This window comes from Candidatus Endomicrobiellum cubanum, from assembly GCF_031278955.1.
GTDB lineage: Bacteria > Elusimicrobiota > Endomicrobiia > Endomicrobiales > Endomicrobiaceae > Endomicrobiellum > Endomicrobiellum cubanum.
The window spans coordinates 1-17,976 of sequence record NZ_JAITJM010000066.1; the positions used below are offsets into that span (position 1 = coordinate 1).

Consider the following 17,976-nt stretch of genomic DNA (forward strand, 5'->3'; position numbering starts at 1 on the left):
AAAATATGAAAAAGTTAGATACCCGGATGATTACAATCCCCCAAGAGAAGAAGAAGCAAGAGAGTATTACAAGTTCGCATTAGAAGTAAAATCAAAAATAGAACAAGAATTGAAGTAACTCTAAAAAACTAAAATTTTACAAGTAAGTTATAAGTTAAGGTATAAAGGTAAGACAAAATCTTTTATAGAAGAGAATATGTATTAAATACATTTATATTATTGCTTTTTCTTTTGGGGGAACTATATACACTATTCACAAGTATGTAGTAATGATTGAAACATAAGGTTTTATCCGAGCAACCTTTTGACATCAAAAACTAACTAATATACAATATACCATAAGTGCTACAAAATTATAAATATGACTTTAAAAATTTAGTTTATACTTTTTTACAAAATTATTTATTTTTGATCTATTATATTATTGACGGTTGCTGTTTTTTCAGTTGTGCTTTAAAGGAGCATAAAGTGAAGAATATAAAAGCGCTGTTAAATTTAAAAATTGTAGATTTTGGCGAATTTAAACACTGCTTATTAAATAAATATATAATAGTATCTTTGATTGTATTTTGTATGACAATCAATGGATTTATTCCAAAAAATGTTGATATTAATAAGAATAACTTAGTTTTAGTAGTTGCTTTAGCCACTCATAGTGCGGTTGTAGATGTTTTTAAACGCTGTAATGACTCTCTAATCATAATATCTAATAAAATATCAAAAGATTTACAAAAATTGTTATTTCAAACTCGTAATGCTAGTGATATGCCTGCACAAAAGAATCATCAAAATGATTCTAAAGATGATAGTACAACAAACAATAATGTAGTGGTTATCAATACAAATTTATACAACAATAAAGTAAAGAAAATATTTTTTGAAAACACACTTGTTTTAAATGGTATTTTTATATCTATTACAGAATTGTTTAAATTGTATATGAACTATAAAATATCTTCACAAGAATGTGCAAATAAAGGTATGATATTTTTGATGTTTGTTGTGTTTATATTTGCAATAAGGCAAAGAAAAGTTATTGTAAGTAATGCTTTTTTTTATAAACTTTTTTTACTAGAAAATAAAAATCTCGGCATAAAAGTAACAAATGTGCCGAGATTTTTATTTTCTTAAATGTTAATGAAATAAATAAATATTTTGGAGGTTTTTTATGAACCTTAAGGCCAAAATGTTGGGTTATTTTAAAGAGCATTGGAAAGCCAACCTGTTTTTAAAAAGTATTTCTATACTTGTTAGCGCGTGCTTGATTTTAAACATAATAAATTTACCAGCCTTTGCAGACACAGACGAAGAGCTTAGAAAAAAAGCTTTTGATGCTCAAAGAACTCGACAAGATGTTATGTATCAGGGAGATGCAAGTTATAATTCGGTTGCTGTTATGAACAATTTACAAGACAATGTAAAAATTGACAAAAAGACAAACAATGTATTTGTAAAAAATTCTAGCAGTGGCAAATATGAATTAAAAGGTTATTTGTCTGACCAGAAAGATGAAAATGGCCGCAGAAAAGTGATGGTTTCAAAAGGAGAAGGAGGTTTTCAAGAAGATCAAGGCTTAACAGATATCGTAGATAACAAACTTAATAATAGACCTTCTTCTCGTCAAAATCGTCAACCCGTGCAAGACTCTCATACTCAAGAAAAACAACTAACAAATCAAGAAGCAGATAGTCCAGCAATAGATGCTCAATCTCAAACACAAGAAGAAGCAGAAACAAAAGCCCAAACCCAGACTGAAGGTGAAAGAAAGGAAGGACAAACTCAAACTTCTCAAGGGCAAGGGAAGCCAGAGCAGCAAGTTCCACAGACGCAACAAGAAACGCAAGCAGACAGATCGCAACAGGCACCTGAGACTCAGCAAGTGCCTCAAGAACAACAGCAAACAAGCCAAGACGCAAATAATCCAACGCAAGAGGGAGTCCAACCTCAAACTCGTCTGGAAAGGCAGCATGTTAATGATGCTTCTGGAGAGCAGTCTCAATTGGAGCAAACTGCAGATGCTCAACAAACTCCAAGTGTTGAAAGCTCTACAACTTCTACTACCACGTCAGAAACTGTAAGAAAAATTGCAGAAACCTTAAAAGAAAATGGTGAAGAAAACAAAGATCAAGCAGCTGTTGTAGAAGAAATTGCCAGACAAACGGGCTTAAGTAGAGAAGAGGTAGAAGCAGAATTTGCAAAACTAGACGACGTCCAAAGAAAAGGCGTAATTGCGGCGTTAGCTAATTTGTTTGGTGAAGGTAAAGATATCGTTTATTGCGTAGCAGATGTTTTAGGCACAGTTTTGGACGCAACATCTAAGGGACTACTTGCATTTCAAGCTATTTTGGCAGATGCAATAGCTGGAATATTTGTAAAAAATAACCAAGATTTAATAGATGGCAATTCTAGCCAACTTATGTTAAGTGCTCAAGCCATACAAACAGTATTGGCCAAATATGGTAAAGACTATGTTGGCAGAGATACAAATGTTGACGATATAATTAAAGGACTTAATGCTGGGGAGTCTGCAATAGTGCACGTTGGTGGAAACCACTTTATAACAATAACAAAAAATAAAGATGGCACGTTTACAAAAACAGATATTAATAAAGCAACAGAAACTTTGACAGCAGATGAGCTTAAATCTTCTATGCAAGCACAGTACGGACTAAAAGAAAACGAAACAACAACTGTACTTGTAAAAAAAGATAATGATAGTTTTAAAGGTATTAAGAGGGTAAATAATTTAGATAAGGTTTTGGGTGCAGAAGTTAAATGGGATAATAGTAAATTTGATAATAAATCTCAGCAAGATTATTATAAAGCATATGGCGAGAAATCGTATGAAATGCTTATGATGAAATTATATGGTACTACTACTTTAACTCCAGAACAGGCAAGAGAGTTTACTGCGTTTTATAAAGAATTTTTAACAAAGACTATCCTTGAACTAGATAAAAAAGCACAGGAAGGTTCTGATGAAGATAAGGAGAGAGTAAAAGCATTAAAAACCCAAGCAGCAAAAGAGTTTGCTATCACTAATGCAGTTGATGAATGCTTAAAAGCAAATAGAGATGGTGTAATTAGCGGGCAGATAGGCCAAGTACTACTTACAAACAAGAGAGCTTATCCGAGCGCTGGACAAGGATTCCAAGAAGGGGAGTACTATCAAGTTATTAACTTTTATGCAGATGATCTTAAAGAACAGTATTCTATTAAAGATACTGATGGTAGGACAGTGTCTGTGGAGCAGTATCGTATAAGCACAGGATCATCTATAAGTACAAGAGAAGGTGTTACCGTAACACGTAGTGATGGTAGCAAATATCAAGTTTTTGGTTTGCCTGGCAACTTTGATGGTATGAATGTTTGTTTTGAATATATGGTTGCATATAATGCAGACGGCACATTTTTTATGCATGATAAAGCAAATATATATTTATTAAATGATACAGATAGGGTTTACCAACGTAGAAGAGAAGAGGGTTCAAAACCACCTACAAGTGGAATGTATAAAGGTGCAGCTCCTGAACGACAAAATTGGACGCACGGTTTAATAAAAGAAACAGAGACAGGTTATATAATATCCGGTGCTGGCAGCAGAATTACTGTTAAAAATACTAGCCGTGGTTGGGAAGCAGATGCTATAGGTATTGGTACAGAAGCTATGGCAGGTTCTACATTAAGAATGGCTGCTAATGATCCAAACGGAGTGCCAGCAACCATATTCTTAGATATTAAAGATGGCTTTATGGTTTATGCAGGAAACTATTGGGTACCTTCAGACGGATTTATCTGGCAATATAATGCAAGTGTAACAGAGGAACAAGTAAAACAATTTATAAAAAACACTATAACTACACAGCTTGGATCCAATGCTGAGGGTATTGAAGACATAGATCTTACTGCTACAGATGGTTCAGATTATTTTGAAAAAACAATGTCATACGATGAGTGGTATAATTTTTATTTACAAAAATTTAAAAAAGAACATCCTACCATGTATAAGCTTCTTCTTGATGATGATTGTGTAGATTTAGCGTCTGGTGGTTCAGTTCAAAATACAGAGAAAGATAGAAAGAAAAAATATCAAGAATATGTATCTAATCATAAGAAAAACCATAAGGACTTCAAAACTACAACAATGCTCGGTGCTCCGTTTTCTACATCGGCAATTTTTAAGTCCATGGGTATTACTGCCAAGATTAAAACCAAAGCAGGTTTTACTTATGATGCTACTAAATCTGATGGCGATATATATAAGATAACAGTAGATTCTCCTACTACATTGGAATTAAAATTAGATGAAAACGACTCTTTAGTTATACTAGCAACTGAAAATATTAATATAAAAATTACTATAGTTGAAAATGGATGGGCACTTGATAGTGGCGGGAAAACACTTTCTGGAACTATTAATAAGGGACAAGTATTCTCTTTTGCTACGCTGCTATATAATACTGGTAAACAACTTGTAAATACAAAAGAAATTGAAATGATTACAGGATACGAAATCACTGGGCAAGATGAAAAAGGTAACAATTACTATGATTATACTAAACCAAAATATTCAAAATTGAGTGCAGGTGCTTTTAAGGTAAAGGGTAATTCATCTGGTAAGTATGCTTTAGTAAACAATCTACATATAACTGTTGAAAATGGTCACTGGAATATAGTTTCTGAAAGTGAGTACAATAGTAAAAATGAAAATAAGGCAATATGGAAAGCAGGAGCAGAAATTACAATTGCTAAAAAGGATAACTCATTTAATATTTCTATAACCAAGGGAGATCTTGAAGTTACAAATCTTACAGTTACGTACTATAAAGATCCTAACCCTGGTGAAGGTGATGACAGTGGCGAAAAATATAAAGGTCCTACAATTCAAGGTGCATATATAGTTGACCATAGAGATCTTGGCAATAATATGCACTCCTATAAAATACAATCTGGGACTTTTAAAGGTGTTTCTGGAGACCAAGCTACACAGAATATGCTGGGTAGCTTTATGTTTGTTCCAGGTTCAGATTTTAAAAAAGGGTCAATTATACAACCTGATGGGACAAAAGCTAAATATGATTCTAGAATAAAAGATGATGGTAGTATAGATGCCTATGGTGCTAAATGGTATGAAAAACTATGGGATGGTTTTGTTGGTTTCTTTAGTATTTTGGCTATGGCTCTAATGACTATTTTTACGCTAGGCGCGCTTATTTGGGCAAAAGATATGAAAGGCATGGCATGGGCAAAAGAGTGGGCAGCTATAACGTATGGGTATTGGAACAACGTAGAAGCTGATGGTAGTAATGCTGATGCAGTTAAAAGAGGTATGGACTTAGCTCTGTCAGGTCTTGCTGCTGTTGCAATATTAGTAATTGCAGCAATATCTATTGTTAGTGCTATTTTTACTGGTGGAGCAAGTCTTGCAGCAGGTATTGCGGCGATAGTTGCAATAGGTGGTGCAATAGCCGGTGCTGTTAGTGCTATTAATTTAACGTATTCGGCCATACAAGCATTTAGAGCTGGAAAGGCAGGAATGGGTTGTTTAATGCTATTTTTTGCCTTGCTAACAGTTGTGCTTACTGCAGTAGGAGCTGGCCAGGTTGGCAGTGCTATATCATCTGGCTTAATGACTTTGGGAAAACAGTTTTTGATAAAAATGGCAATAGGCGCGGCAATAGGTGCAGTAGCTGGTGCTGCTGTATCTGCAGCTGCCCAAGGTATAAGCTATGCTATACGTAAATCGCAAGGGAAAGTTGATGAGTTTGACTGGGCAGAGTTTGGCAAAGAAGTTGGTATAGGTGCTTTAACTGGTGCATTTGCAGGTGCAGCAGTTGGTGCACAGGTTGCTACTGTTATAGCTAAAAATGTTGCTAAAGGCGTAGCCATGCAAGTTGCAAAAGGGCTATCAGATGATGTTGCAGAGAAAGTTGGTGCAGAAGTAGCTGAAGAGGTTTCAAAAGAGATTTCAAAACAAGTATCAAAAGAGTTAGCAGAAGAAGGTTCTAAGCTAGTGTCCAAAGAGATAGCCAAAGAAGCTGGAGAAGAAGTTGCAAAAAGTATGGCTAAAGAAATTACAAAAGATGTTTCAGCACAAATTGCAGGAAGCTTAGCAAAAGCAGTAAGTTTTGAAGTAGCAGAAGAAGTAGGAGAAAATGTTGCAAAAGAAGTAGGAGAAGAAGTTGCAAAGAATATTGTGGATGATTTAGCAGCTAGCGTCGCATCTAATGTTGAAGCTAAAGTTATACAAGCTTTGTCAGGTAAAGTTTCAAAAGCGGCTGCAGAAAAAATTGCAAAAAGTATTGCAAATAAGGTTGCTGCCAGTTTATCAAAATCTCTTATGAGTAATTTGACAGGAAATGTTGCAAAGATGACCACAGGACAAATTGTCAAGGAAATGTTTTTAGGAGGGACAAGTTTTGCAAGACGAGCAGGCCAGACTACTTTGCAATTTGCGGGGCAGTGTATAAAATCAGGACTTACTGTTGTAGGCAGAGTTGGCATGCAAGCATTAAGTGGATATATATCGTATATGTCAGCTAGAAGTTTTGTCGACAGTGTGGAAAGTGGCGATATTGCGGGTGCCATGAAAGCAATGTACACACTTGTTTCTATAAATATAGTAATGCCTCTTATGTCTGCTCAGTCGGCAATTAAAGAAGGAGGCACTTTAAAAGTGTCTGACCTTGCTAAAGAGAGCTCACAAGCTAGTGAAGGTATAATTGTACATGGTATGTCGCTAGGTGCAAAAATTGGATCTACTGTAGCTACAACTGTTGTTGGTGCTGGTATTGGTATGGCAGTAGCTGCCATTATAGCTAAAGTAAATGGAAGAGAAGTAGGTCCTGGTGAGCTTATAGTAGGTGCAGCAGTTGGTGGTGCTCTAGGGTTTGGTTTAGGCGCTCTTGCTACTAGGGCAGATTGGACGTCGTTAGGTAATTCTGTCAAAACATCTTTTGCTAAAACAATTGCCCCTTTTGGAGGGAAAACAGCGCAATTTACTACAGGACAAAGTGGTGCCCTTGTTGCAAATTGGAGCAAATTTAATGGTGCAACCATGGCAAGGGCTTGGGGTGGGCTTGTAGGAGGAGCTGGTATAGGTGTGGCTCTGGGAGCTGCTGCATGGGCGGCGAAAGGGAAAAAGAAAGAAGATATGGCTAGATATCTAATAATAGGCAGTGTGGCAGGTGGTGTGCTTGGAGCAGGTGTTGGAAATGCATTCTCTACTGGAGCATATAGGCAAGCTTGGCAGAATTTTAAAGCCAATCCAGCTTCTCTTGGCACACAATTTAAACAATATATTCAAGAGTCCTTTAGCAAAACTCTTATGATGGTACATGATATAAATATTTTTAACACGTATATGGCATATACTACAGGGATATTAAACCAAATCTATTCTGCAATTACAGGAGGGGATTCTTTAGCCAATACAGAAGTTGTTAAATTTATCAATAATGTAACGGGAATGGGGTTATTTAAGTCTGAAGCAGACAAAGAGGCAGATGCAGAACAAGAAAGAAAAAAGAAAAAAGCAGAGAAAAAAGGTGAAGAATTTGAAGAAGAACCTATTGTTTATAGGGCTGAGTTTGGTAAAAAAGAAGCAAATGCAGTTATAAACCAAAACTGGGAAAGTCTTACAGGTCCTATGATGTATGCAGGTAATTTTGTAGGTGGTATTTTAAAGCCAGTTTTAGGACCTGCATTGCAACATTCTCCTGTTTTAGGATCTGTAATGGGTGTTATGGAGTCAGCAGGGCAATTGTCTATTATGCAGCAACATAAAACTGTAAGTATGCTTTACAATATGGGGATTAAAATAAGACTTTTAAACATTATTTCAAAACAAGTATTTGACGATCCTAACAGTGATGAAGACGACCAATTTGCTGAACTTATGGGTTTTGCTTTTATGCAAATGTTTGAAGCTATGCCACCTCAAGAGCAGCTTCAAGGTGAGCAGTTTTTATCTTCTTCTAAGAATATTACCTTAAAAGATGGTACTACTGCAACGCTTAATGAAGCACTTAAAAACTCAATAAACGAGGTTAAAACCTCAAATACACAAGACTTTGGAAAGAACTTACAAACAGTTTGTGAAAATTTAGGATTAAATTATGATGTGGTTGCTCAATATATAAAACCAGGCATGAGTTACGAACAAATAACCAATGCTCTTCTTACGGAGTATGTGTTAAAGGATTTTGTTGTAAACAAAACTTCGTCAGAACAGATTGAAAGACTTAGAGCTAATTTAAGCAAAATAATTGCAACAAGCCCAGTTATGAAGCAAAGTTCAGGTTTTTTTGAAGCAGATGTGCTTAACTCAATATCAGCTAAAATAAATTATTTAGATTTTTGTGCAAAAGCTCTAGAGTTAAATATTGAAGGACGCGGAGATCGTATTGATGCTCTTTCTAATGGTACTCTTACTAAAGCGCAATGTACAAAAATACTTCAAGCGCAAGATGCAAAAGAAGCTGGCTCAGGAGCGCGTTTGTTAATGAATTATATTTCAGGTATAAATTCTATAAATATGCCAGTTAACGATATTATTGCTTCTGTATTGGAGTATAACGAAGCTCTTACTAATAATTTGGAAGGATTAAATTATGAGATTGCGCTAACTCAGGCTATAAAAAATAATATCTCAACAACTCTTAAATCTTTGAAAGCATTAAATTTATCTGAAGCGCAAATTAATAAAGTAATAGAAGTTGCATTAAAAGAAGGAGCATTCGGAGCAGATAATAAGCTAACAGAACAAGCCATGAATCAAATAAAAGATGCTTTAGGTAATAAAGGAGAAGATATAAGAGTTTTTGTAAAGATAATAGATTCTATTGAAGCTGCGATTAGTACAGCAAAAGAACAAGTAGCAACAACACCTCCGCAAAACATTGGTTTTGTAAAGGCTGAATTAGAAAGAGCGCAGCAAGATATTAATAAAGCAGAAAAAGAATTAAATACTGCGCAAAAAGAGCTAGATTTGGTTAAAAATGCAGAAAAAGAGCTTCCAATTCAAAGGCAAAAACTGGAAAGCTTAAAGCCAGAACAAAAAGAGGAAATAGATTCTACTAAGAAAGAAATTCAGGGACTTGAAGAGATTGTATCTAAGGCTGATGTTACAAAACTTCAAGATACAGTTAATTCCAAAAAATCTGATTTAGAGAAAGCAGAATATAAATTTAATAATGATACTAGTGCTACTCCATTAAAGGCATATATAAATGCTTTTGAAAGTCTTTATTCTACTGGCTATCCAATTATATGTAACTATATGATGTCTGTGCTTAAAACATCTTTTGCAGCAAAAGAATCTTTTACAACAAAAGATTTAGTTAAATCTATAGAAAGACAATCAGTTAGGGCACAAAGCTATAGCTCTTATACCTCTTACAGAAATAATGGCGAAATACAAGATGCAGCTAAAATAGAAGAATTGAGAAAACTAAAAGTTGAGGTTGGAGAAGAAAAATTTGATCAAAATAAAGCAAGCGAATTAAAAATGTTGGAAGCAAAATATATTTCTGCACAAATAGAGCTTAATATTGAAATAAGTAATATACTTAAAGATGTAGATAGCGGTAAATTAAGTTATGAAGATTTTCATAAGATTATAAATGCATCTGACAGTTTGTATTCTAGAACTACAACTCTTGAAGAAAGAACTAAACTTGATAAATACAGGGCTAAAGTACAAGGGTTGGCTGTTGATGTTGGTGAGGCAATCAAATCGTCGCTGGAAAACGGAAGTATTAGCAAAGAAGATATTAGTATGCTTAAAGCTATTCGTGAAAAGAATTTTGGCTTTGCTAAAGATCGTGGAAATGTTAGTACTTTGTTAACTGTAAATGCGCAAGAACTATCTTTACTGAATAACATTAGATTAAAAGATATGGTGCCTATTGTAACATCAGACGGTAAATTTTTGACGTTTGACACTTCTGGCAAAGCTGAAATAAACTCAGCGCTTAAGTCTCTTGATGGAGTAAATTTAACAGAGGTGCAAATTAACAAAATAACAGAGACATTAACAGCAAGAGGGGCAGTTGATGCTAATAATAAGATAACAGAAGAAGGGATGAGGGATTTAACAAATATTTTAAAGTCTGAAGGCCTACTACCTTTTGCAAATACAATCTTAGGTGTTGTAGAACCTGCAATAAGAACTGGGAAAGATGTAATAACAGTAGATCGTGTTGAGATTACAGAAAAAGGGATGAAGCTTAATCTTGAAGTAAATGGTGTTAAGTATGATAATGCAGTTTTTCAAGGTAACTTGGATGCGTTGGCTAACAATAAGGAATTTACTCAACAAATTATAGACAAATATCCTAATGCACTAGCGTTAGAATCTGCACTGAATACAGCATTACCAACAGCTGTAAAAACAACTCTTAAATCTTTGAAAGCATTAAATTTATCTGAAGCGCAAATTAATAAAGTAATAGAAGTTGCATTAAAAGAAGGAGCATTCGGAGCAGAGAATAAGCTAACAGCTCAAGTTCAAAAAGCAATACAAGAAATTGTAGGTAGTAAAGAAGGTGCAGATCTTGTTGTTGAAAATATTGAATCTACAAAATTAAATTTGAAAGCAAAATTACAAAATATATTGTCAACATCAGATGCATTGGTTTCTGGAACAGGCTCCTTTAGGCTAAATGCTGATGGTAAACAAATTGAAAATAAAGGATATATTTTATCATCTTTAGCTAAAAGTGAGATTTATAAACTTATAGATGTAGATAATGCAAAGGCTGTAATAGATTCAGTTGAAGTTCAATTAAATACTGAAAGAATTGTAAATCGGATAGAATCTTTTAAAGCTAATCCTAAACAATTAATTCAACAAATGTCTTCAGGTGCAGATCCTACAGCTATATCTAAACTGTTTGCTGGCGTAACGCCAGATTTTGTATCTAGGGAAAATGGTGTAGAAGTAGATATGTCTTTGATGGATTTAATGGGTCTTGAAGCAAATTGCAAAGATGGTGCAGCGAAAACAATGATAGACATTGTAAAAGAATATGCAAAAGAATTAAAAGATTTAACTCCTGAAGCGAAGATAGAAACTTTAAGTAAAAACCAAGAATTACAGTCAACATTGAAGCAATTTTTAAAGGATGGTGTAGAAGATTCTGTAGTTAAAGATATTATTAAGCAGGCTGTTAATGATGTAAACGAATATAATATTTCCAAAGATTTTACTGATAAATTTGACATTGCCAAAATTAAAAATTATGTATTAGATAAGATTCAAACTTCACTTGATAAAAATATACCTAAAGATGATATAATAGCTGATACAACAATAAAAGAATTCTTCGACAAATCTGGTTTTACCGCAGTTGATGCTTTACAAGCAAGATTAAAACTTTTAACTCCAGAAAATCTTGAGACTATCCAAAAAAAATTTTATGGTGAAGAAGGTTTTATAAAGAAAGCTCAGAACTATATAAAGGATAATAGTTTCACTGAAGTAGTAGGAACAAAAAAGCTTACAAAATTTAATCCAGGCGTAATAGATAAATTGTCTACAGATGCTATGGAAATATATAAAAATAACCCTTCAGAGGCTATGAATTTTATAAGAACTATAGCAAACGAACTTTTAAAACTGAATGTTGGTTATGGTCTTAGATCTTCCCAGTTAGAACTTACTACAACTTTACAAAACGATTCTAACGCAGCACTTGGTATGGGAGGTGGAAAAACCATATCTTTAGCTTTTGATGCATTTATACAGAGGGTTTTGATGGGTAAAGCTGCAAATCTTGAAATTCTTGTAGGAAATAGTGATTTAGATAATTATGTCAGTACAAGGTCTCCTGCTAGGGCATTTCTTGAAGCGGCAGGTATGAAAGTAATAAGTTGTAAAGAGTTTAAGCCTGAAGGTGGTGATACTGACATACGTAAGCTTACACAAGCTTATTATGACCCTAATACAGTTGTTATTATGGACCCAACTATGAGGGGACACATGATGAACGAAGCCATAAGTAAAGGTGGCCAAGCAGGCAAGATATTCAGAGAGGCTTTATCAAGTGTTAATAGAGTTGGTGCTGATGAAGTGCATTTATGGGCGCTTACACAAATGGCAGCAGTTATTGGTGGTGATAATCGTCCTCCTGATAGAAAAATTTTAAAAAATGCCCTCTCAATTTCAAATATTATTAATGCTGGAGATATATTTACAAAAATAGTAGAAGATTCGACGAAAGTTGGGATAGATAAAGCTGTGCCAGTTATAATACAGAATCAAGAAGTTAAAGTAGTGCGGTTCAATAGTATGAAAGAATACACAATGGCCATAAATAATAAAGCCTTAGAAGGGGAATATATTTCAGTTATTGGCCAGCAATCTAGCTCTTTACAAATAAGGATGTCTAACGGTATAAGAGATATTATTCTTAATAAAATAGGCACTTCTGCACCAGAAGGTTATACGCCTGCAGGCATGTTAGATAGTATGCTTAAGGGCTTGTTTGCAAATCGTGATAATGGTGGTATGGCATTAGGAAGTGACGGTAAAGTAAAACCTGTAGGTGCTAAGGGTATTGAAGAAAGTATGGTTATCGGAGATATTTACCGTCAGTTAGGGTTTTCTTTAAGAGAAGGTTTTGAGCATTTAGAGCAACCTGTGACTGACATGGGAATGGAAGAACATATGTCAAAAACTACTCAAATGAGTTCAACAAGCATGCAAACATCTCTTGCGTCTATATATTCAGGTGCAAATGCAAGAATGGTAGGTATTTCTGGGACAATTGCAGGTTTACAACAACTTATTATCAATAGGACGGGCTCAAGTAAAATTCATAATATTACAGGTGAAAGTGTTGAGACTGGAATGTTTCAAGGTGTTATAGAGGTTAGCGTTAAATACCCAACGGGGTCTCTTGTTGAGACAATTACAAATACATTAGAAAAAATAAAAGGAGGAGATTTAAACGCAGCAAAAGATTTGGACAATATTTTATTGCTAGCAAAAACTCAGTCAACAATACAAAATTTCAGGGATGCAGTTTGCCAGGCAATAGAAATTTTCGGTAAAGGTCTTATCGGTGGAAATCCAAAAACAATTTCTCCCAAAGACGCTCTTTCCAAAGGGCTTAGTGAATTAAAGAATCTTAATGTTGAATTATTTGAGTTTACTGATAATCAAGGTAAATGGACTAATATAGAAAAAGAAGAAAATGGTAAATATATAATTACAGTTGACAAAAATCTTGGTAACGAGATGGGAAGTATTGCCGATGTTGCAAAAAATAAAAATATTCACCGTATAGTTATTGCAAACGAAATGGGTGCAACAGGTGTGGACTATCAGGGAAATTACTTAAACGTTGTTGCTGATCCTCATTTAATGAGTAATACAGATATGGCACAAGCATTAAAAAGATCTGCAAGACCAAACCAATATTTTAATACACAGGATAATATAGATGGTGCTTCTGCAAGATGGGCAACAGAAAGGTTGCTCATGTACGACCCTGCTAATGTAGAAAATACCTTAGCAGAATTTGCTGCAAATCCTGCTTTTGTTAACTATGCCAGAGAATTGTGGAGTGGTAATGCGGCTAATGGAAATATGACAGATCTTAAGTCTATAGAATGGTTAAATATTATGGAGAGTGGAAATTTTGATATTAATAACCCCAAAGTTATAGAAGCTCTTTACAGACTAAGTAGTGTAGGCAAAAATGCTACAAATGTTGATATTTCAGATTCAAAAGTCAAGGAATTTGCAATGAAAGAAGTGTTGACTTTTTTATCTAAAATACAAGATTTAAAATCTGTAGATGCATCAACAAGATTTGCAATACAAGACTCAGTAAGGGATAGAATGGTTTTAAGTGTTTTAAGAGATACTGTAGCTGCTTTACCAGAAGGTAAGGCAAAACAGGCAGCAATGGCAGAACTAAATGATGCTCTTAAAAATAATAGTTCTACTTCAAAAGATATTTTTGAATTTAACGAAAATATGAAAGCGGAGTCTAGAGAAGAGGTTATGCGCAAAACAATTGATAATTGTGTACAGGAAGCACAACAGAGAGTTTCTAGACTTCAAGAAGTGTTAAGCAAGTTTAGTTCTGACTCTAAAGTTGCAGATCAATTAAAAATTATGGGGAATCATTTAGATTCTATTAGAATTGCAATGTCTAATGAGGCTTATTATGGTAGTAAACCTATTACAGATAAAGGTCTTAGTAACGCTATAGATATGACTGAATTTGTACAGATAGTTAGATCGTTTGAAGATTATATAATGCCAATGGCTACAGTTGTAGATAGAGCAGAAACAATTAAAACAGAAAGTTCTATACAAGATAATACAAGCAGAGCTGTTATAGATTATGTAAAAAATGATAATACCTTGTCTAAACCAAATGAACAAGGTGAAAGGGTACTTACCCAAAAAGGTGAACTTTTTGTAAAGATGATGCAACAAGAACTCAATAAGACCACTACTAAAACTGATAGTACAGTGGCATTGGCATGGCTTGCTAATAAATTAGGCTCAAGTTATACACCTTTAACTGCAGATTTAAACTTAGCAGAGCAAACAAAAAGGCAGATAGAAAATGTCAAAAATCTTGTAGATAAGCTAGTAGAAGTAAATAAAGATATGAAATATGAAGCTGTAAAAGAGTTTTTTATACTTCAACAAGATGAAAAGCATATAAATAAAGTGTATAACAGAGAAGAGATAATTAAAATATTAAATACTGTCAATAAAGAATATATAGCCGAATTAGCAAAGATTAGCGGTTTGAATAGTGAAATTTCTGAGCTTCAAAAGAAAATTTCAGGAAATAATGACAGTATTCCTGATTTAGAACAAAAAATTGCTAAACTTGAGCAAGAATTAGACAATTATTCAGACATCGCTGATGAAGGAGGTTTAGGTGATGAAATGAATAATATTGAATCTAATATGTTAGATATGAAAAATATTCTAAAAGCTAAACAAGATCTACAAAAAGTTCAAAGTCAGCTTGATGAACAACTAAAGTTATTTAAAGAAGTTGGTCATGATATAGAACTTACTGCTGGTGCTAATGTTGAAAACTTGATAATTTCTTCAATGCAAAATAGAGTTCAAGCTGACTTAGATAAGGATTTATCTTTATCTAAAACTGACAAATATGGGAAGAAAGTTCTTACTCAAAAAGGTCGTATTTATGCAAAAATTTCTAAAGACTTTGTAGAAGGTAATAGCAAGTTTGTAAATTTCTTACAAAATGGGCCTCTGTCTAAACTTGGTTTTGCTGATAAAATTAAAGATAACATGCAAGCTAATAATGGAGAAATAAAGTATGATGAAAAATTAATAAAAGAAATTACAAACGCTTTATGGGATGCAAATATTTGGGACTATTCAAAAGTAGAAAAACTTTACGGTTTTTATGAACTTGTACCAGAAAATCAACGTGACGTATTAAATAATATGTCTTTAGCAGAATTAAAAGGAATATTATCTGCGCAGCACTCGCAAACTATTAAAGGACTGGCAGAGCAAAAGGAATATACTTTGCCAGACGCGCAAACTGTGGCTTTAGCAAAACTTACTAAAAGCATGAAATTTGAAGGTAACAAAGCACTAGGCGATTACTTTGCTAATATTGTAAAGTCTTATGAAGATTTAGAAACCTCTGCTGCAAAAATGGCTCAAATAAATAACGACGCTTCTGAAACAAGCAAAGCTGCATCAAGTATGCCAGGCTGGCTCAAGACGGCTGGTTCAACAATTGGGGTTACTTGGCAATATTTTACAGATACAAAAGGGGATCTTAGCTCCGTAAGTGAAAGTGTTGATATTTTTCTAGAAGATGCTGTGAATATAGTTGGTAAAGATAGAGAAAAAACAGCTAACTTATTATACTTTGCAGGCAAAGTTGATAGTACAACACAGGAAGCTTTGGATAATTTTGATACGTTGGTAAAAAATATTAAACCAGAGCAAACCAATAAATGTTTTGAATCTCATACAAATTGGAAAAAAGTTGGAGCAACAGTAGGTGTTGTTTTCTTAGGAATATTAGGAGTAGGGTTAGCTGTAGGTGCAATTGTTGGTATGGCTTTTGCTGGACCTGCAATAGTTGCTGCACTTGGAATAACGGTAGCTGCTTTGACAGCTTCGGGTATCGGAGCAGGTGTAGGTTTTGGTGTCGTAGCTGGTATAGGTGCCCTTCTTGCTAAATTTAGTGTCTTTAGCAAAATTAAAGATCTTATACCAAGTGGAGATTATAATAAGAAGTTAAAAATTTCAGACATAAACAAATTTGTGAAATTGAAAACATTTTCAAAACTTGTCTTGGATGGCAAAATAAATTTAGCTAATCAAGAAGATATGGGAAATATTACTTCAAAATCTTTATATAATGCACTTAATGCTTCAAAATCTTATGGACAAGTTATTTCTGACGAGGAAGCTTACTTAATATTAGGTGATAACTATAGACACATAAAAGTATTTAAAGAAGACCAAATTGAAGAAAGAGCAGAACAATTATTAAAAGATGAGACTTTTAAAGAAGGATTTAATATGCAAGAAAACTTGAATGAAAAAGCTAAACAGTTGGCAAGAGATGATACGTTTAAGAGGAAAAACAAACAAGAAGAGGGAGAGACACAAGAAGCTTATAATACAAGGCTAGAGAATTTAGCCATGAGAGAACTTAAAGGGCAAAAAGATTATAACAAAAAGCTTGAAAACGCAGCTAAGTCCAAAGCTACAAAAGAGTTTAGATGGAACATAGCTTCTATAGGAAAAATGATGGACACTTTAAATTATGTTGAAGATACAACAAAACAAGAAAAATTGTTTGTTATGCTTTTGGGTGATGCTAATATTGATTCTAGGGAACTAGTGGCTAGATATCAAAAAGTTGTTGATATTAAAGACATTGTAGATTCAAGTGTAGATATAAGTGTTCTTCAAGAGTACGAAATGTTTAATGCTGATAACAGTGTCAGCAATGAGTTTGTTTCAAAATATGTAAGGCCGGAATTAGTATTGAAATCAGTAGATAATAAATTTAAAAATATTGGTTATCAAGGTGTCAATGTAGGGGAACAGCTTGTAGGTAAAATGGGAGTAGGGTTTACAAAACCAGAAGAATTTAGCATAGCAATTGCGCAAACTCTTGTTCTGTTTGAAAACACAGCATCTATGCAGCAGTATTTAGGGTTAGATATTTCAAAAGCACATACGAAAGAAGAAATAGCGTCTGCAGCATTTAGTACATATAAAGAAGCTCTAAATCTTTTTGCAGAAGGTGAAATTGATCAAACAATGCTAAACCAAGAGACAACAATAATAAGAACAGTATCAGAAATGTTGATGATAGCAATAGATAAACCAGAACTTACAGCAGCTATAAATGAGACAAATATCAACGAAGTGACCTTAAACAAGATAGAACGTATAGTAAATATAGACGCTACCAAAGTAAACAGATATGTGTTTGTTAACACTTTGCGTGAGGAAGTAAAAGCGTCCACTTCAAATGACACAGTGTTTGAAATTAAAATTGATGATTTAAAGAAAGGCTTAGAATCTAAAGATGCATTAAGAAATATCGAATTGCCAAAGAATCTTAATGATATATTACCTTCTCTTGAAAGTGGTCATCGAGGCAAAAAACATCATACGATGTTGATGGAAATAAGAAATGTTAAAGCAGTATCACAAGCTGCATAACGCTTGCATGTGCTTTCAAGAAGCAACTGTTTTTTTATTTGCCATTACCCTTACTGTTATTTGGTTATCATCCTGCGTCCTTTGACTGCGTTTTGCTTCGCGCAGGATAAACTCCGTCCTAGGCGTCAGTCTTTGTTGTCATGCTGTATTAGGAAGTAAGTTCATATTTTTGCCAGTCGTATCATTTGTGGGAAGAGGGAAGAGTAGAAAATACAAATGGGATTAGTCTTGATTTTTCCCAAAAGACACAAATTTTGATAATATAT

At 34.0% G+C, this 17,976-nt stretch carries 2 protein-coding genes; both read left to right on the forward strand.

Translation table 11 applies throughout. From position 1 onward, the window contains the following. The first annotated feature begins 468 nt into the window (after positions 1-468). On the forward strand, positions 469-1,131 hold the full coding sequence (locus tag LBD57_RS06315; protein WP_373470489.1) for a hypothetical protein: 663 nt from the start codon (positions 469-471) through the stop codon (positions 1,129-1,131). Between the two features lie 37 nt (positions 1,132-1,168). Next, entirely contained in the window at positions 1,169-17,710 is a 16,542-nt protein-coding gene (locus LBD57_RS06320) for a hypothetical protein (protein WP_373470490.1), read from the forward strand. The last annotated feature ends 266 nt before the right edge of the window (positions 17,711-17,976 follow it).

Excerpts from the sequence above, each read along its gene's own strand:
- LBD57_RS06320 (WP_373470490.1), top strand. The coding sequence starts at position 1,169 with ATGAACCTTAAGGCCAAAATGTTGGGTTATTTTAAAGAGCATTGGAAA.